Origin of the sequence: Lachnobacterium bovis, assembly GCF_900111325.1 — a bacterium.
GTDB lineage: Bacteria > Bacillota > Clostridia > Lachnospirales > Lachnospiraceae > Roseburia > Roseburia bovis_A.
The window spans coordinates 173,004-192,478 of the sequence record NZ_FOGW01000005.1 but is presented as its reverse complement, the minus strand read 5'-3'; the positions used below and the strand labels follow the sequence as shown (position 1 = coordinate 192,478).

At 29.3% G+C, this 19,475-nt stretch carries 17 protein-coding genes; 11 read left to right on the top strand and 6 right to left on the bottom strand.

The features are described 5' to 3' along the window. Positions 1-57: 57 nt before the first annotated feature. On the bottom strand, positions 58-969 hold the full coding sequence (locus BMY79_RS02115; RefSeq protein WP_022747883.1) for a LysR family transcriptional regulator: 912 nt from the start codon (positions 967-969) through the stop codon (positions 58-60). Positions 970-1,236: 267 nt separating this feature from the next. On the opposite strand from BMY79_RS02115, the gene leuC reads away from it, so the two are divergent. Then, on the top strand, positions 1,237-2,496 hold the full coding sequence (gene leuC, locus BMY79_RS02110; RefSeq protein WP_074730355.1) for a 3-isopropylmalate dehydratase large subunit: 1,260 nt from the start codon (positions 1,237-1,239) through the stop codon (positions 2,494-2,496). Between the two features lie 10 nt (positions 2,497-2,506). Further along, entirely contained in the window at positions 2,507-2,995 is a 489-nt protein-coding gene (gene leuD / locus BMY79_RS02105) for a 3-isopropylmalate dehydratase small subunit (protein ID WP_027421756.1), read from the top strand. A 109-nt stretch (positions 2,996-3,104) separates the two neighbouring features. On the opposite strand, the gene BMY79_RS02100 is transcribed toward leuD, so the two are convergent. Continuing rightward, entirely contained in the window at positions 3,105-3,920 is an 816-nt protein-coding gene (locus tag BMY79_RS02100; protein ID WP_022747879.1) for a hypothetical protein, read from the bottom strand. 233 nt (positions 3,921-4,153) lie between these two features. On the opposite strand from BMY79_RS02100, the gene thrC reads away from it, so the two are divergent. After that, the gene (gene thrC / locus BMY79_RS02095; protein WP_074730354.1) at positions 4,154-5,644 is read left to right on the top strand and encodes a threonine synthase; all 1,491 of its coding nucleotides are present in this window, start codon (positions 4,154-4,156) and stop codon (positions 5,642-5,644) included. 119 nt (positions 5,645-5,763) lie between these two features. Here the strand turns inward: thrC and BMY79_RS02090 are convergent, their stop codons facing one another. The 3 genes from BMY79_RS02090 to BMY79_RS02080 form a co-directional block, all read right to left on the bottom strand. Then, complete coding sequence (locus BMY79_RS02090; RefSeq protein ID WP_022747876.1) at positions 5,764-6,663, bottom strand: hypothetical protein; 900 nt, start codon at positions 6,661-6,663, stop codon at positions 5,764-5,766. A 3-nt stretch (positions 6,664-6,666) separates the two neighbouring features. Next, positions 6,667-7,044, bottom strand: coding sequence for a response regulator (locus BMY79_RS02085; protein ID WP_022747874.1), 378 nt, complete (start codon positions 7,042-7,044; stop codon positions 6,667-6,669). Positions 7,045-7,206: 162 nt separating this feature from the next. Then, complete coding sequence (locus tag BMY79_RS02080; RefSeq protein ID WP_022747873.1) at positions 7,207-8,574, bottom strand: citrate/2-methylcitrate synthase; 1,368 nt, start codon at positions 8,572-8,574, stop codon at positions 7,207-7,209. 189 nt (positions 8,575-8,763) lie between these two features. Between BMY79_RS02080 and BMY79_RS02075 the strand changes: the two genes are divergently transcribed. From BMY79_RS02075 to amrA, 6 genes are all read left to right on the top strand, one after another. Further along, a complete protein-coding gene (locus BMY79_RS02075) occupies positions 8,764-9,183 on the top strand; it encodes a cytidine deaminase (RefSeq protein WP_022747872.1) in 420 nt (139 codons plus the stop codon). Positions 9,184-9,549: 366 nt separating this feature from the next. Beyond that, on the top strand, positions 9,550-10,701 hold the full coding sequence (locus BMY79_RS02070) for a diguanylate cyclase domain-containing protein (protein WP_022747871.1): 1,152 nt from the start codon (positions 9,550-9,552) through the stop codon (positions 10,699-10,701). 55 nt (positions 10,702-10,756) lie between these two features. Beyond that, positions 10,757-11,974 carry a sensor histidine kinase gene (locus BMY79_RS02065; RefSeq protein WP_027421760.1) on the top strand — a complete coding sequence of 406 codons (1,218 nt, stop codon included), beginning with the start codon at positions 10,757-10,759 and terminating at the stop codon, positions 11,972-11,974. Between the two features lie 71 nt (positions 11,975-12,045). Beyond that, on the top strand, positions 12,046-12,330 hold the full coding sequence (locus BMY79_RS02060; protein ID WP_022747868.1) for a hypothetical protein: 285 nt from the start codon (positions 12,046-12,048) through the stop codon (positions 12,328-12,330). A gap of 189 nt (positions 12,331-12,519) precedes the next feature. Beyond that, on the top strand, positions 12,520-13,812 hold the full coding sequence (locus BMY79_RS02055; protein WP_022747867.1) for a dihydroorotase: 1,293 nt from the start codon (positions 12,520-12,522) through the stop codon (positions 13,810-13,812). A gap of 57 nt (positions 13,813-13,869) precedes the next feature. Continuing rightward, positions 13,870-15,228: an AmmeMemoRadiSam system protein A gene (amrA, locus tag BMY79_RS02050; protein WP_074730353.1), complete on the top strand. Its 1,359-nt coding sequence runs from the start codon at positions 13,870-13,872 to the stop codon at positions 15,226-15,228. Positions 15,229-15,413: 185 nt separating this feature from the next. Here amrA and BMY79_RS12105 read toward each other — a convergent pair whose 3' ends face one another. Then, positions 15,414-15,563, bottom strand: a complete 150-nt coding sequence (locus tag BMY79_RS12105; protein WP_022747864.1) for a hypothetical protein — start codon at positions 15,561-15,563, stop codon at positions 15,414-15,416. Between the two features lie 354 nt (positions 15,564-15,917). On the opposite strand from BMY79_RS12105, the gene BMY79_RS02045 reads away from it, so the two are divergent. Then, entirely contained in the window at positions 15,918-18,011 is a 2,094-nt protein-coding gene (locus tag BMY79_RS02045) for an elongation factor G (protein WP_022747863.1), read from the top strand. Then, entirely contained in the window at positions 17,992-19,398 is a 1,407-nt protein-coding gene (locus BMY79_RS02040) for a hypothetical protein (RefSeq protein WP_083383437.1), read from the top strand. Before BMY79_RS02045 ends, BMY79_RS02040 begins: the two co-directional genes overlap by 20 nt. Positions 19,399-19,475: the final 77 nt, after the last annotated feature.

Genomic DNA, 19,475 nt, shown 5'->3' with positions numbered 1-19,475 from the left:
AGTATTTATATTTAAAATAGTATGTTTATAAAGTATTTTTATGCTATATATTTTGTATTATGATTCCATTTTTGTTGAGTGAAGTTCCTTACAAAAATTAATAAATTCATCAAGTGCTTTTGAATGTTTGATATTTGATCTATATACTAATCCAACTTCACGTTTTGGAATTTTTAAGTCAAATGGAACTTCAACTAATTCATTAGTTGCAAGTTCATCTTTTACAAAATTCTTAATAACACAGGCAATTCCAACACCTATTTTTGCAAAATCAGTAAGTAAATCAAGCGAAGAAATCTCTATTGATTCATTAGTGTTAATATGATTGATTCTTAAGTATTCGTCAATGTATTGACGAGAAAAATTATTTTTATCAAGTAACATTAGTGTTGAATTAGCTAAATATTTTTCCTGAGGAATTCCACGTCTACTTAAGTTTTTGAGGTATTCAGGTTTAGCAACAAAAATATCTTTAATTTTATCAATAGAATAAAATTCAATATTTCTTAAGTTGTTAGGTTTACCTACTAGCCCTATGTCTACCTTGTTGTCATCAAGAAGATCTAAGGTTTCATTAGTTGATTGACAGTTGATTGATATACTAATGTGGGGGTGAGTTTCAATAAAAGCTTTTAAATAAGGCATAAGCATACTTTTACATAGAGTTGAACTAACACCAATTTTTAAATGGCCCATACCTAATTCGAGAGAGCGTCTAAGTTTTTCTTCACCTATATCAAGAGTCTCAAATGCTTCTTTAACATGAGTGTATATAAGTGCACCCTCTTCGGTTAAAATAACACCCCTTGAACTTCTAGAAAACAGTTTGCAACCTAATGTTTCTTCTAACTTTTGAATAGATTTACTAATTGCTGGTTGACTAATATATAGTTGTTTTGCAGCTTTAGAAATATTGCCAGCATTCGCAACTGTATAAAAAATTCGATAAGATGATAAATTTTGATTCATTTTCTATAACCTTTCTCTTTTATTGTGCGCGATAAAAGCCGATTATTGCATTGGGTAAAGCAATAACTTTAACGCTTTTTCGCATTAAATTGTGTAAGTGATTTTTTATAGTATAGCATAAAATGTGGTTATGGTAAATATGTTTATTATGTATTTTGATTATAGTTTATGGTATGATAATATTTAGTAGTACATATTTATATTTAGAACGTGATGTTGGGTATAGGTATTATGTTTTTTAACAAACACTACAGGAGGATTTAGATTATGGGTATGACAATGACTCAAAAAATATTAGCAGATCATGCTAATTTAAAAAGTGTAAAAGCTGGTGAGCTTATAGAAGCAGAACTTGATTTAGTTCTTGGTAATGATATTACATCTCCAGTTGCAATACATGAAATTGATAAAATGAATGTTGAGGGAGTATTTGATAAGGATAAAATTGCATTAGTTATGGATCATTTTGTTCCAAATAAAGATATTAAGTCAGCTCAACATTGTAAATGTGTTAGAGAATTTGCTTGTAAGCATGATATTGCAAATTATTTTGATGTAGGTGAAATGGGAATAGAACATGCTTTACTACCTGAAAAAGGCTTGACAGTGGCTGGAGATGTTATTATCGGTGCCGATTCCCATACATGTACTTATGGTGCTTTAGGTGCTTTTTCAACAGGTGTAGGAAGTACAGATATGGCGGCTGGTATGGCAACGGGAAAAGCATGGTTTAAAGTTCCATCAGCCATTAAATTTAAACTTATAAATAAACCAGCAAAATGGATTAGTGGAAAAGATATCATTTTACACATTATAGGTATGATTGGGGTAGATGGAGCATTATATAAATCTATGGAATTTGTTGGGGATGGCATTAAGTATCTTTCAATGGATGATCGTTTTACGATAGCTAATATGGCAATTGAAGCAGGCGGGAAAAATGGTATTTTCCCAGTAGATGATGTTGCAATTGAATATATGAAAGAACATTCTAAACGTCCGTATAAGGTATATGAGTCTGATGAGGATGCAGAGTATGATGAAGAATATGTAATAGATTTAAGTTCGTTAAAACCAACTGTTGCGTTTCCACATTTACCAAGCAATACAAGAACAGTTGATAATGTTGGTGATATTAAAATTGATCAAGTTGTCATTGGTTCATGTACAAATGGAAGATTGGAAGATTTAAGAATTGCAGCTAAGATTCTAGAGGGTAAGCATGTTGCAAAGGGTGTTAGAGTAATTATTTTACCAGCTACTCAAAAAATATATTTACAAGCAATGGAAGAAGGACTTTTAAAAATATTTATCGAAGCTGGGGCAGTAGTAAGTACACCTACATGTGGACCTTGTTTAGGTGGATATATGGGAATTTTAGCAGAAAACGAAAGATGTATTTCTACAACAAATCGTAATTTCGTTGGAAGAATGGGACATGTAGATTCTGAGATATATTTGGCATCACCAGCGGTTGCAGCAGCAAGTGCAATAAAAGGTAAGATTACTAATCCAGAGGAAATTTAGGAGGAGAAAAATGAAAGAAGCATATGGAAAAGTATTTAAATACGGCGATAATGTAGATACAGATGTTATTATTCCTGCTAGATATTTGAATTCATCTGAAGCTAGTGAATTAGCAAAACATTGTATGGAAGATATAGATAAGGATTTTGTAGATAAGGTGAATGAGGGAGATATTATTGTTGCAAATAAAAATTTTGGATGCGGTTCATCAAGAGAGCATGCTCCACTATCTATTAAAGCTAGTGGAATAAGTTGTGTTATCGCTGAGACATTTGCACGAATTTTTTATAGAAATTCAATTAATATTGGGCTCCCAATTGTAGAGTGCGCTGAAGCTGCAAAAGAAATCAAAGCAGGTGATATAGTAAAAGTTGATTTTGATACTGGAATTATAACAGATGAGACAACAAATAAAAAATATCAAGGTCAGGCATTTCCACCTTTTATGCAAAAAATAATTGATTCGGAAGGACTTGTAAATTATATAAACAATAAATAATAATCTTTTATATGATATAGGAATTTTGGAGAAATGTCCTATATCATAAAAAATAGCCTCCATTTAGGAGGCTATTTATAGATATTCAAGACTTATAGATATTCAAGACTTATAGATATTCAAGACTTTTAGTTGAAAATTTTTCTAAAAATTTTACAAATGATTTTGAAAGCGTAATAGTAGTGTAAATATCTGCATATTCGTTGGCAGATAATGATTCAATATAGTTTTGCTTATAGTTTTTATTTATTCCATATTGAATGGCTAAATCAATCGCTTTATTATAGGCAATGGCCGCATGGTTTATGTCATGGTATACACCTACAAGATGATTGCCATTTAAATGAAGTTTGACTTCGTATAATTGACCTATATAGTTTTGTTTTTTAAACACGCCATAGTATGGATTAATAACGTTTATATTTGAATAACGATAATCAAATATATCACCATTTATAAATTCATAATCACGATTAAGAACAGCATGTGAATGAATTCCGTAACGTGAGGCCATAGTAATTTGCATTCCGTAGTCATTTACGAATAAATGACCATTTCGTTTTAGAATTTTATGACTGGTGTAATAAAACAAATCATCAATGTCAAATTTATATTCTTCATTTTCGGATAAATAATAACTAAAATATCCCTTATGTAGATAGATGGGATTTGAAATATAATAATTGTTGTCTCTAAAATTTACAAGACATATAATTTTTGAAAATGTTAATACCTTTGAATAATGTATGGCTTCTTCTAGTGGAATAGATTCATGTAAAATGTAAAAACCATCTTGATAGGCCATATTTGCTTCATTTTCGGTGTCAAAACTGCCTAAACTTATGTGTTTACTTTTGTAGGTTAAACTGCTTCTATAGTACGCAGTTTTGTCTTTTTTGTACGATAAGTAAACCCCTGGCAACATACTATATTTCCCCCTTTCCTTACTTATTATTATGAATAATTTTGACATAAATTAAAAGTATTTTTTCTTAAAATTTTGAGAAAAATGACGTTTTTTTTGATTTATCACTTTAATACGTGATTATTTGTTGACAGCTTTTTATAAGAGTATGTATAATAAAAATGTTTATAGATTTCATAGATTCGATTTGGATTTAGGTTATGAAAAAAGAAGAGTTAAGAGAGGTAAAAATCATGAATGTATATTATTCTAGTACACGAAATGGTGCTGAAAAGTTAACAGCATCACAAGCAATTTTAAAGGGATTAGCAGATGATGGTGGCTTATTTGTACCAGATAAGCTTCCAAAATTAGACGTGTCATTAGATAAATTAAAGGATATGTCTTATCAAGAAACAGCATACGAAGTTATGAAATTGTTTCTTACAGACTTTACAGAAGAAGAATTAAAAAAATGTATAAATAAAGCGTATGATGAAAAATTTGATACAAAGGAAATTGCTCCTTTAGTAGATGCAGGCGGAGCATATTATTTAGAATTATTTCATGGTTCAACAATAGCTTTTAAGGATATGGCTTTATCAATTTTGCCACATTTATTAATTACTTCAGCAAAAAAGAATAATATCAAAAATGATATAGTTATTTTAACTGCAACATCTGGTGATACAGGTAAAGCAGCATTAGCTGGTTTTAGTGGTGTTAAAGGTACTAAGATTATTGTTTTTTATCCTAAAAATGGTGTTAGTCCTATTCAAGAAAAACAAATGGTTACTCAAAAGGGTGACAATACATGTGTAATAGGAATAAATGGTAATTTTGACGAAGCACAAACTGGTGTTAAGAAAATGTTTGCTGATGAAGAATTAAAGAAAGAATTAGCTGAAAAAGGTTATCAATTTTCATCTGCTAATTCAATTAACATAGGACGATTAGTACCACAAATTGTATATTATGTATATGCATATGCTAAATTATATGCCAATAATGTAATTGATAAAGATGAAAAAATAAATGTTGTAGTTCCAACAGGTAATTTTGGAAATATTTTAGCAGCTTTTTATGCAAAAAATATGGGTATTCCTATTGCTAAATTGATTTGTGCATCAAATGAGAATAAAGTTTTATATGATTTCTTTAAAACTGGTAAATATGATAAAAATAGAGAATTTATTTTAACAAATTCTCCTTCAATGGATATTTTAATTTCTTCTAACTTAGAGAGATTAATTTATAGAATTACAGGAAACAGTGCTGAAGAAAATTCTAGATTTATGTCTGAATTAAGATCTAACGGATATTATGAAATTTCTGATGAAATGAAATCAGAATTAAAGGATTTTTACGGTAATTTTACAAGCGAAGAAGAGACAGCAGAAGTAATAAAAAATTTATATGAAAATACAGGATATGTTATTGATACACATACAGCAGTAGCAGCAGGCGTTTTTGAAAAATATAAAAAAGAAACATCTGACACAGCTACCAAAACTGTTATTGCATCAACTGCTAGTCCATTCAAATTTTCGCGAAGTGTAATGGAAGCTATTGATAAGGATAAATATAGTGCATTATCTGATTTTGAATTAGTTGATGAGTTAAGTAAAATTGCAAATGTGAAAGTTCCAAATGCTATTGAAGAAATAAGAAATGCGAAAATTTTACATGATAAAGTTTGTGAAGTGGAGCAAATGCCAGAATTTGTAAAGGATTTCTTAAAGTAATAACTAAAAAATTATATATAATATAATACACAAAAATATTCCCTCCTTGCTAGAAATAAAGTTTTTCAAAGAATAAACTTAGATAACTTTTGATAATTCTAGTAAGGAGGGCTTTTTTATTATAAATCTCCTTCTGTTAATTCTAAAACAATATTAACGACTCCAAATGAGTACATCACAGAAAAAAGATAAGTCTTTGCTTCAAATTCTAATAATGGTTCCTCTATTTGTTCTGGAACATCTAATTCAAGTTCTTCATTGCTTTCATTTGATACATTAACAATAAAAACACCGTTATGAAGATTTAAAAAATCTTCAAGAGAAGCTTGAACATACTCATCAAATTCTTCAAAATTATCTCCAACATATCTCGAGGCAAATTCTACAGCAGTTTCTTCATCCATGTCTAAGTATGTACAAATAGAATAGCCACCTAGAACTTTTTGGCGTACACATTTTTCAGGAGCAAATTCTTCAATAACACTACCATCTAAAGGCGTAAAATCTTCACCAATGAATCGAATAAAATTATTAAATAAAAGCTCAAGATACATTTTTCCATGAGAAGATAGTGGAGTCTCTGACATGACAAAAAAATTATCAAATAATTTTTCGATAGTATCTTTTTGATCTTCATTTGTAAAATCTAAATCATATATTTCGCTTTCTGATCTATACTCCGTAATAATATTTTCTAAATCTTGGTTTGTTAAAATTTCTTCATCAACAAAAATTTGCGCAAGCTGAAGAAACGATGGTACCTGAATTTTTAATAATTTGATAACCTCATCGTTAGTTAAAAAGCCCTGTTCAACTGCTAATTCACCAAATTTTTTGTCTTCATGCGTTTGTGAAATAATAACTTCATCAACTTCTTCGGCTGTCATAAGCCCCTCAGAAATAGCAAGAGTGCCTAATTTGATTCGACCGTTAGATTGTTTTTGCATTGCTTCAAAAAGTTGATTTGTTGTGACATATTTATTCGCCAAGAGAAAATTTCCAAAAAATTGACTGTACATATATTATCTCCCTTCAAGGAACTTTTCTACTACTTCTATGACTTGATTTCGATCTATAGGTTTTTGTATAAAATCTTTTGCACCTTCTTCAATTGCAGTTTTTAACTGTGATTGCGTACCAACGGAAGAAGCGATAATAATAGAAGCATTTGAATTAAATGCTCGTATTTCTTTGACGGCCTCAATACCATCTTTACGTGGCATAACTATATCTAGAAACACCAAATCAGGGGTTTCCTGTATATATTTATCAATAGCATCTTGTCCATCTATTGCCTCAATGAAGATAGGAGTGCCAATTGTTAAAATTATATCTTTTAATTGCTTTCTTGCAAGCATAGAGTCATCACAAACTAGAATCTTTAAGTCTTCAATATGCATAAACGCTCCCCCTCTATAAAAAAAATGGCAATACAATTTCCGTACTAATGATTATATCGAAAAATTTTCAAAAAAATAAAGGGCTTTAATAATTATTTGAATTATAAAAAAATAAAAGGCTAAAAATAATAGAATTAACTATCATTTCTAACCTTTTAAATCTTAATCAGGTTTCCTTTTTGTTGGATATTCTCTATGATGTCCAACATATTTATAAGCTGGACGCATAATTTTGTTATTATATATAAGTTCATCCATGCGATGAGCACTCCATCCTGCAATTCTAGCAATAGCAAAAATTGGAGTATATAATTCAACTGGTAAATCTAACATATTATAAGCAAATCCACTAAAAAAGTCGACATTTGGACTTACACCTTTATAAATTTTTCGTTCTTTTGAAATTATTTGTGGTGCTAGGCGTTCGACAATTGAATAAAGTTTAAATTCATCTGAACGTCCTTTTTCTTCAGAAAGACGTTCGACAAAGGATCTAAAAATGACGGCACGAGGATCTGAAAGCGAGTATACAGCATGTCCCATACCGTATATTAATCCTTGTTTATCAAAGGCTTCTTTATGAAGTAGGCGTGTTAAATAATCAGCAATAGCCTCATCATCATTCCAATCCTTTACATTTTCTTTTAAGTCATCAAACATGCCCATAACTTTAATATTTGCGCCACCATGACGAGGACCTTTTAATGAGCCAATAGCAGCAGCAATAGCAGAATAGGTATCTGTTCCTGAAGAGCTTACCAAATGAGTTGTAAATGTCGAATTATTACCACCACCATGTTCCATATGTAAAATCAAAGCAATATCTAATAATTTTGCTTCTAATGGTGTAAATTTAGAATCTGGTCGTAGCATATGAAGTATATTTTCTGCTGTTGAATAATCTTCTCTAGGAAGATGAATAAATAAGCTTTGACCTTCATGATAGTGATTATACGCTTGATAACCATATACTGAAAGTTGGGGAAATAAGCTTATAAGTTCTAAACATTGACGCAATACATTTGTCAATGAAGTATCATCTGCATTTTCATCATACGAATATAATGTAAGTACACTTCTAGCAAGAGTGTTCATCATATCTTTACTTGGTGCCTTCATAATAATGTCTCGAACAAAGTTTGTTGGAAGAGTACGATATGTCGCTAATAATGTCGCAAATTCATTTAATTGCTGTGGGGTAGGTAACTCCCCGAAAAGTAACAAATATACACATTCCTCATAACCAAAATGATTAGAATCTTTTTGATTTTTTATAATATCAAAAACGTTGTACCCTCTGTAAAATAATGAACCTTCCGTAGGAACAAGTTTACCATCAACTTTTTTTGTTGAACAAACATCAGAAATTTCAGTCAAACCTACAAGAACACCACGACCGTTTAAATCTCTAAGTCCTCGTTTGACTTCATATTTACTATAAAGATCTAAATCAATAGTGGAAGTTTTTTTACATCGAGTAACATATTCTTCGATAGTGGGATTTAGTTCATAGAATTGATTTGTTCCCATAAATAACCTCCTATAAAATAAAATTTTCATTCACGCTCCATCTTCATCTTATATTTTAACATAATAAAGTCTAAAAGTGCAACTATATAATATTGAATGTAATTTATGCAGTATTTTATGGTATAATATATAAAAATAAAAGGAAAATATAATAAATACCTTAAAGTTTTTATATAAAGGAGCAATAAAATGGATACAAAAGAAATTAAACAATTATGTAAAAAGGCAATCGAGGCCAAAGAAAATTCCTATTCACCATATTCACATTTTAGAGTTGGTGCAGCATTACTTACAAGTGATAATAAGATTTTTCAAGGATGTAACATAGAAAATGCTGGATTTACAGCAACTAATTGTGCTGAAAGAACAGCTTTTTTTAAGGCTATATCAGAAGGTTTTAAAGATTTTAAAGCTATTGCTATATCAGGAGATGCAGATGATTATTTGTATCCATGTGGAGTATGTAGACAAGTAATGGCTGAGTTTTGTGATTTAGATAATTTTATGATTTATCTTGCAAAAGATGAAGATGATTATAAAGAATTTACTTTAAGAGAATTATTCCCAGGAGCCTTTACCCCAGACGAACTTGAAAAGGGAGTAAGATAGGCTTAAAAATAAACTATTATTTATAGTTTTTTATAGTTCTTTTCTAAATAAGACATATTTTGTCCATATTTAGTGCATATAATAGTTAGTGTGAAGGAAGCAATTCCTTCTCCCAATTATTCCCTTTTTATTAAATAAACATTTTCATAACTAAACTCCTCGAGAGGCACCGAATTGAGCAACCAATTTGGTGCCTCTCATTTTGTCGTTTTATGCTAACATTCTAGTATTTAATTTACGTATCAATATATTATTAAAAACCTTGTAATTGACAATTTTGTCACAAAGTAGAAAGCTTCTAGTATTGAAATATTTTTATAAATTAGCTAAAATATCTCATGTAAATCGAATTTGGAGGCAAAAATTGTGAAGTATAATATTAACTTTGATTTGTGTGCGATTATTATTAATGTTTTTTCTATATATATACTAGTTAATAGAAAAGATATGAAAAGAAATTATAACAAAGTGTTTTTAACACAGATTATTTTGGCCGTATTTTCATGTATGTTTGATATTTTAAGCGCAACAGCGATAATGAATAAAAACTATGATAAAATAGTTATATGTACGTTTACTTCTTTTTACAATTTGACACATAGTTTAATTCCATTTATGTCTATTGTATATGTTATTTTGTTATCTGGTGTCATTTTGAAGGAAAAATATGATAAATTGCGTAATTTTTGTATTGCTATTCCTATATCAATAATCGTTGGATTATTGTCTGTAAATGGAATATATCATTTTGTATTTTCAATAGATAATCATTTAGAATATCATAGAGGACCTATGCTTTATGTGATTTATGTTTGTGAATTTTTTTATGTAATTCAAGGAATATATTATCTTTTAAGATACGGTTCTGCAATTCCTATAGGTAAGAGAATTTCAGTATATATGTTGATTATTTTTAGTATTGGTTCAGTAATGTATCAATTTTTCTTCCCTGATGTTTTAATCGAACTTTTTGCAGAAGCAATTACATCTGGGGCAATCTTATTTTGTACAGAGGATGGATTTGATGTTATAAATCCTATAACGAACATTTATAATAAAACTGCGTTTATGGAAGATAATTCAATTTATTATAATTTAAATAGAGAATATACTGTATTTGGAATTAAGATTCTTGATTTTGATAGAGTAAAATTAAGATATGGAAATCCTAATACTGAAAAAATGCTTAAAGAAATCGGAGTAAAACTTGTTTCTATTGCAGATGACGAAGTTGTTTATGATTTAGATAATGGTGTATTTGCTGTACTTATAAGAAAGCATACTGACTATAGAATTCATAAAATAGAAAACGAAATTAAACAAATGTTCGAGAATGGTTGGAAGTACGAAAAAATAACAGTTTATTTAAAAATTCAAATAAATAAAATTTTCGTACCTGATGATGCTGATTGCGTCACAACTTTAATCAATAAAATCCAAACTAGACAGGTTACGTTTAATAAAGAATCTGATATGGTAGGCAATAATGAGAAAAAACTTATATATTATGTTCAATAAAAAGTGTATAATAGAGCATAGTATTAAAGGAAGGATGGAGAAATAAACTTAAGTTATGAAAAAAAGATACACATATAAACAAATTTTTTTAGCTGAAAAAGATCCATATATTCAGCGTCAAAAAATATCTGCGATAAATATGTTATTGCAAATAATGTCATTGATATGTTTTTCTTTGATTATTGCACCAATTTCTGCAGGAGAGTTTAAAATAGGATTAATTTATTTTGGTTTAGGAGTATTTTTTCTCTTAAATGATATAATTTTAAAAAAAACAAAAAAACATATAATTGTTTTATTTTCTACATTAACAGGATTATATCTTATTTTAGGATATCAATTTTGGATGGAAAGACATATGGATTTTGGAATGGATGCCTATTGGCTATGGATTATAATTATTCCGTTTGTTGCTAATTTTTCAGGTGGTATATTTTATGGAAATTTAGCATCTTTAGGTGGATGGATTCTTGCTGTAATATTTATGTGGAGTCCTGTAAAGAACATGGTGCAAGATTACGGAGCAAATATGGTTAAATTTTATCCGATAAATTATTTGTGTGTAATGATTGTTTCAACTTGTATTCAATATAAAATGACTTGTTATCAATTGTTTAGAAAAGAGGCAGAATCAGAACTAGCATTTAGACAAAAAGAAAGATTTCAACGAATGGAAGAACAAATAACAATTTATGAAGAAAATGAAACTGTTATTAGAAAGCTAAAACATGATATTAGACATTTTAACAGAGTGTTACGTTCTTATATCAAAGAGGGAGAGATTAACAAAACATTAGAATATCTTGATCAAATTGATGGTAAATTAGAAGATGTAAATAATACCAATTACTGTGAAAATAAATTAATAAATGGTTTATTAACGGTATATGTTTCTCACGCTAAAATGAGTAAATGTGACATTAAAGTAAAGGCAATTGTACCTGAAAATATTGCAATTGATGCAATTGATTTGACGTCTATAATTGCAAATGCAATCGAAAACGCTGATGAAGCAGTAAGACGTGTTGAAGAAGAAAAGAGGAGCATTCGTGTTACTTTAGTTTACGATGCAGGTAAATTAAAATTAGAAGTAAAAAACACTTGTGCAATTGATACTAAATTTAACGATGATGGATTGCCAATTAGTACGAAACAAGTTAAAAGTGGTATTGGAACTAAAAATATCAAAGAAACTGCAGAAAAATATGGAGGATTTGCTTCCTTTGTACAAGTGAATAATCTTTTTATATTAAAAGCCGTAATTAATTGTTGATTACCTTATCAAATAGTAATCATAGTTTTAGTTGTGAATCATTAAAATTGTATGAATTTTAGGAGGTTTTTATGAAAAATAAAAATAATTCCCAAGAAACATTTTTACAAAGAAATGTACAAATGATGATATCTTCCGTTGTAAATAAAAACAAACAAAAAATTGTGTATGTAATGTTTACGGAAGATGAAAAAAAAGTCGAAATTAGGATACCGGATTTTGTTGTGATTAAAAATAATGGCTTTTCAAAGGAAGAAATTGACAATTTAGTGGTTTACTGTAAAGTTAATAAGGAACAATTGCTAAAAAGAGCTAGTAAGATAAGCATTATGGACGCTTTTTTAGAAAAACATTAAAACAATATAAAACAGAAACGTATTAATGAATTAACTTGTTTGTTCTTGGATTTTCATTTAATTATGCTATAATATAATACGTTGTAGATTGTTCTGAAAATAACAAAAGTAACTTATTAACCGTTTGACAAAGCCTATAAAATCAGTAGTTTTTGTTAAACATACACAAAAAAGAATAGAGAGAAAATAATGATTTTAATAAAAAACGGAAGAGTAATCGATCCTTTAAATAAGATTGATAAAAAACAGGATATTATAATTGAAAATGATCGAATAAAAGAAATTGGAGAAAATTTAGATTTAAAATATAACCAAAAAGATTTAAAAGTAATTGATGCTGATAATTTGGTAATTGCTCCAGGTTTTGTAGATGTTCATGTTCATTTTAGAGATCCAGGATTGACTTATAAAGAAGATATTCATACGGGTGCAAATAGTGCGGCTAAAGGAGGATATACAACAGTTGTATGCATGGCAAATACTAAGCCTCCTATTGATAATGCCAATGTATTAAAAGATTTAGTGGAAAGAGAACAGTCACTATTAATTAATGTTTTGAATACTGCAAATGTTACTGTTGGTATGCAGGGTAAAGAATTAACCGATTTTAAAGCTTTAAAAGAGGCAAATGCAATTGGACTAACAGATGATGGTATTCCAATTAAAGATGAAAAATTAGTTTTAGAAGCCTTTAAAAAAGCAAAAGAGCTAGATTTACCAATCAGTTTACATGAAGAAGATCCTGCATTAATCGGAAGTAGTGGTGTTAATCAAGGTGCCATTTCTAAAAAGATAGGTGTCAAGGGGGCACCAGCAATTGCAGAAGATGTTTTAGTGGCAAGAGATTGCATGTTAGCACTTGAAGTTGGTAATAAAATTGATATTCAACACATTAGTAGCAAACGTTCAGTTGAAATTATTGAATTAGCTAAAAAAATGGGGGCAAATGTATATGCAGAAGTAACACCGCAGCATATTGCATTAACAGAAGAAGCTGTTTTAACAAAAGGAACAATGGCAAAGGTTAATCCACCACTTCGAACAAAAGAAGATAAAGATGCTCTTATTATGGCCTTAAAAAAAGGTGTTATTGATATGATTGCTACAGATCATGCACCTCATAGTAAGGAAGAAAAAATGAAATCTATTTCCGAAGCTCCAAGCGGTATGATTGGTCTTGAAACAGCACTTGCAGTATGTATAACTAATTTGGTTAAATCAGGACATTTATCATTAATGCAATTAATAGAAAAAATGACAATTAATCCTGCTAGATTTTATAATTTAGAAGTTGGACATTTGACAGAAGGTGCTAAAGCAGATATAGTTATATTCGATGATAAACAAAGTTGGATAGTAGATAAAAAAGATTTTGTGTCAAAAGCATCTAATTCACCATTTATTGGAGAAAAATTATATGGTCGTGTTAAATATACTATTTGCAATGGAAAAATAGTATATTCGGACATGCAAGAATTATAAAGTAGTGCTCTTTATATAAATAATATATGAGCTATTTAGTAGACAAGGAGTTTTTTAATGTCAGTTATTAAAAATTATATTTTACCACATCCACCAATTATGATTCCTCAAATTGGAAAGGGAGACGAGGTAAATGTAGAATCAACTATAAAAGCTATTTCAAATATAACAGATGAAATAGCTCAAATTAAGCCAGATACAATAGTTATTATTTCTGATAAAGCACCATATTATTCTGATTACATTCATATATTTTCTAAAGGTAAGAAAACAGGCGATTTGTCAGAATTTGGTGCAAAAGAAATTGAATTTACAGCTGAATATGATATAAAATTACAAAAAAATATTGATAGACTTGCAAAAGAGTTTGATTTTCCTGCTGGATTAGAAAAAGCTGATTATCAAAAAATAGATTATGCAACAATAATCATGCTTTATTGTTTAGTCCAAAAATATGTTGATTTCAATATTGTTAATGTAGGTTTATCAAATTTATCATTGGAAGATCATTATACTTTTGGAAAAATCATAAAAAAAGCATCAGATGAATTAGATAGAAAGGTCGTTTGTATTGCAAGTTGTGATACTAGTAGGGATGTAGCTTTTTCTGATGAATTTCTTGATATAATCAAAGAAAATCCAAATGATATTTTTAAAGATGAATTAAAGGATACTTTTTCTGAATTTGACGTTGTAAAAGCATTAGCTGTTTTAAACGGTACATTTGGAGATTACAATGGCGAAAAAAATTATTCAATAAAATCAAACATTTATAATTTCGAGAATCCATTTGAAGTTGGTTATTTAGTTGCTGGCTTCGAAGCCGATAAAAAAGGTTCTGCAGATGTTATAAAAAAAGATATATCTAAATATGATTCTGAAGATGAATGTATTAAATTGGCTAGAAATGCAGTTGAAACGTTCTTACAAACTAAAGATATTGTTGTGGCCGAAGAAATAATAAATACTGATTCTGATCTTTTTAAAGAAAAGGCAGCTGTTTTTGTTTCAATTTATAACAATGATAATATAAGAGGTTGTATTGGTTCTTTTTCCCCTATTCAAAAAAGTATTGCACATGAAATTGTAGCAAATGCAATAAATGCTGCTACTAGAGATGTCAGATTTATGCCTATTACAGCTAAAGAAATTAAAAATTTATCTTTTGTTATTGATGTAATTCATAAAGAGCAAAAAGTTAATTTGTTAGATGAATTAGATCAAAATAAATATGGAGTAATAATTGTTTCAAAGGATGGGAAAAAAGGAATAATTTTACCTAATCAAGCGAACATTGATGGTGTTCAGATGCAATTATCTATATTAAAACAGCAGGTAGGTTTGCCTGAAAATGCAAAATTTGGAGAAGACTACGAGTTGTCTAAATTTGAAATACAACGACATGGTGCATTATAATCGTAGTAAGTTATTAAGTAGTAAATTGTTAAGGTGTAATATGCCTATGAAGTAACATACTAATACTTAACATACTAAGAAGTGCTAACGTAGTATAGTAAATGCTAAATAAAAAAGTCCCCTCTACAGATGGTAAAGCGTTTAGTGAATATCAACCATCGTAGAGGGGATAATTTATTTAATAGTTATTTTGTTTTACGAGCCAATTTTAATGCTTTTCTCATTATACTTTTTCTTATTCCTTGATCGCAGAACTGTAGTCGTTCACTGCGTTCCCAATCTGGTGTAACTTTTTTAATTGGTTCATAATTGAATGATGTGTATAGTGTTGTCATAAAATCGCCCCCTGTTTCACTTTGTATACTTTTGTTCCTTTTGATACTTATATTCTAGCATTATTTTTATACAATAAAATATCTTTTGAAAACAAATAATACAAAAAAACTTGTACTGCAAGCACAAAGAAAATGTTTATTCTTTTTAATAAATAATAAAATTCATAAAAAATATATTAAAAATCTGTACTGTATACACATGTGTGCGCATACTGCGGACAATATTAAATTAAAATTAATTTTGAAAAAAGTGCATAAAACTATTGTAAAATTTAATGTATATTAGTACAATATAACTATATAATAAAGTTTTGAAAAATTAAATAATACGGAATCAAGCAGGAGGAATGTTAGATGAATGTTTATACTACAGACAAAATCAGAAATGTTGTACTGCTAGGTCACGGTGCTTCTGGAAAAAGCTCATTGGTTGAGGCAATGGCTTACCTGGCAAAGCTTACTAATCGTATGGGAAAAGTTGAAGATAAAAATACTATTAGTGATTATGATAAGGAAGAAATGAAAAGGGGATTTTCAATTAAAACTTCTTTAATACCAATTCCATGGCAAGATTGTAAAATCAATATCTTAGATACACCAGGATATTTTGATTTCGTAGGTGAAGTTGAAGAAGCAGTTTCAGTTGCAGATGCAGCGATTATCGTTATCTCCGGTAAAGCTGGAATTGAAACAGGAACAAAAAAAGCTTGGGATTTATGTGAAAAATACAAATTGCCACGTATGATTTTTGTGACAGATATGGATATTGATAATGCAAGTTACAGACAGGTTGTACAGGATTTACAAGATTTGTATGGCAAGAAAATTGCACCTTTCCATTTACCTATTCGAGAAAATGGTGAGTTTGTTGGATATGTTAATGTTATTCAACAAGTTGGAAAGAAATGGAATGATAAGGGTGAGGTTGATCACGTAGAAGTTCCTGAATATTCTAAAAATAATTTATCAATTTGTAGAGATGCATTGATGGAATCAGTTGCTGAAACAAGTGAAGAATTCATGGAAAGATATTTCAATGGCGATGATTTTTCTGAAGATGAAATCAGACAGGCATTACGTGTTAATGTATTAGATGGTTCAATTGTGCCAGTAATGATGGGCTCAAATGTTTTAGCAAGGGGAATGTATACATTATTGACAGATATTGTTAAATATTTTCCTTCACCAGATAAAAGAAAATGTGCAGGTATTTACACAAAAACAAATGAAGTTTTTGATGCAGATTATGATTTTTCAAAACCAAAAACAGCTTATGTTTTCAAAACAATAGTTGATCCATTCATTGGAAAATATTCACTTGTTAAGGTTAATTCAGGTGTTATAAAAACAGATGATATTTTATATAATTATCATAGAGATTTTGAAGAAAAAGTTGGTAAATTATATGTTTTGCGTGGTAATAAAGTCGAAGAAGTCAAAGAATTACATGCAGGTGATATAGGTGCTTTTGCCAAATTACAAAAAACACTCACAACAGATTCTTTATCTACAAAGGCTACACCAATTGCATTTTTAAGAACAGCTTTATCAAAACCATATACAGCTAGACGTTATAAAGCTGTAAATAAAGGTGATGAAGATAAGATTTCGCAGGCTTTGCAAAAGATTTTAGCAGAAGATTGCACTCTTAGAAATGTAAACGATAGTGAAAATTCTCAGACATTATTATACGGAATTGGAGACTTACACTTAGAAGTTGTAAAATCATTATTAGAAGAAAGATATAAAGTTGATATTGAATTAACTAAACCTAAAGTGGCATTTAGAGAAACTATCAGAAAGAATTCTGATGTTGAATTTAAATATAAAAAACAATCTGGTGGTCATGGTCAGTATGGTCATGTTAAGATGAAATTTGAACCATCAGGTGATGAAACTCAGTCATATATTTTTGAACAATGTGTTGTAGGTGGAGCTGTTCCAAAGAACTTTTTCCCAGCAGTTGAAAAAGGTATTGCTGAAGGTGTAAAAAAAGGACCTCTAGCAGCTTATCCAGTAGTTGGAATTAAAGCAACATTATATGATGGATCATATCATCCAGTTGATTCATCAGAAATGGCTTTCAAAATTGCTGCAAAACAAGCACTTAAAAAAGGAATTTTAGATGCTAAGCCTGTTCTACTTGAACCTATCAATAAAATGATAGTAACGGTTCCAGACGCGTATACTGGTGATGTTATGGGGGATTTAAATAAGAGACGTTCAAGAGTAATGGGAATGAATCCATCTGAAATAGCTGGTTATACAGATATTGAAGTAGATGTACCGGCTTTAGAGATTTACGGATATGGTGCAGTGCTTCGTTCTATGACAGGTGGTGCAGGAACATTCTCATATGAATTTGCTAGATATCAGCAAGCAACAGATGAAGTCGCTAATAAAGAAATAGAAGAAAGAAAGAGTAAACTTGAAGAAAGTAGTTTGTAATTTTTTAAGGGAAAAAAATATATTTCATAGTAAAACGACATACATAGTTATTTTTATAATTATTAGTATAATGTGCGTTTTAGGAGTTTCAATATTAAAAACAGAGACTGGTAACACAGTCTCTGTTTTTGCTGAAAAAAAAGAGTCAAATGAATTACTTAATATTATTGAAAAGAAAAAAAATATTGATCCAATTTTTCATCATAAGCAGTCTTTAGATAATATCCCCAAAGAAGAGAAAAAAAGTGATTATATAACAATAGATTATCATTTAGGCAGAGGAAGTAACTCACTACTTAACTTAAAAAAAATAAAACGTTCTAATTGTCCGTTTGAGTTACTACCTCCTTTACAGGCGTTAAATTATAAATTTGATGGATGGTATCTTGATGTTGGATTTACACATAGAGTTGACATTCTTAATAAGGATATGCCAGATCATCTATCTTTATATGCCAAATGGAATCTTGAAATTGATAATGAAAAAAATATTCAAAATTTCTCATATAAATCTTCAATTTTTGATGATTCTAGTAAGGCATGGTTAAAATACAGCGATTATTCATTAATTGACATTAAAATACCTGGCATGCCAAATACAAGAAAATATGATTTTCAAAATAAGTATATAGACAGTAAATATCAAACTCCACAAGGAATTTGTATTACAAATGACTATATTTTAGTAACTTCATATTCTGGTGAAAAAAATAAAATGGGATCCTTGTTTGTTTTTGATAAAAAAACATTAGAATATCTTGTTACACTAGGAATGGATCCTAATAGCCATCTTGGTGGAATTGCATTTGATGGTGAAAATGTATGGATATGTAATTCGCACGATATGGCGATTGAACGTATTTCGTACGATTTTATTAAATTAATGGCATCACAAAAAAGAGGAAAGACTATTAATGCCTCAAAAGTAGTAGATAAATACAAAGTTGTAAATACACCTTCAAGTATTACATATTATGCCGGACGTTTATGGATTGTTACACATAATGTATTATTTAATTCTAAATTATATGCATATTATTACACTGGAGATAGATTAAAAACTTTAAGCAATTATTTGATACCGTCTCAGGTTCAAGGAATTGCGTTTACTGATAAAGGAAAAGTCGTTTTAAGTACATCTTACGGAAGAACTATTGGTTCACATTTAAAAGTATATAAAAATGTTGCTCAGATGGCATCAAATCCACATAAAACTGTATTAGACATAGAAATGCCACCTGGTTCTGAGTCTATTGATGTAGATGGAAACAATGAAGTTTACGTTATTTTTGAGACGGCAAGTATGAAATATATTGACGGAACAGATGGTAGGGGAAAAAGTTTATCGCCAATTGATAAAATATTAAAAGTTTTTATTGAAAATTAGACTATATAATTGTAAAATATAAAACAAACAATTATTAGTTATACTTTACACATGACATTAATTGGACAATAAACAAA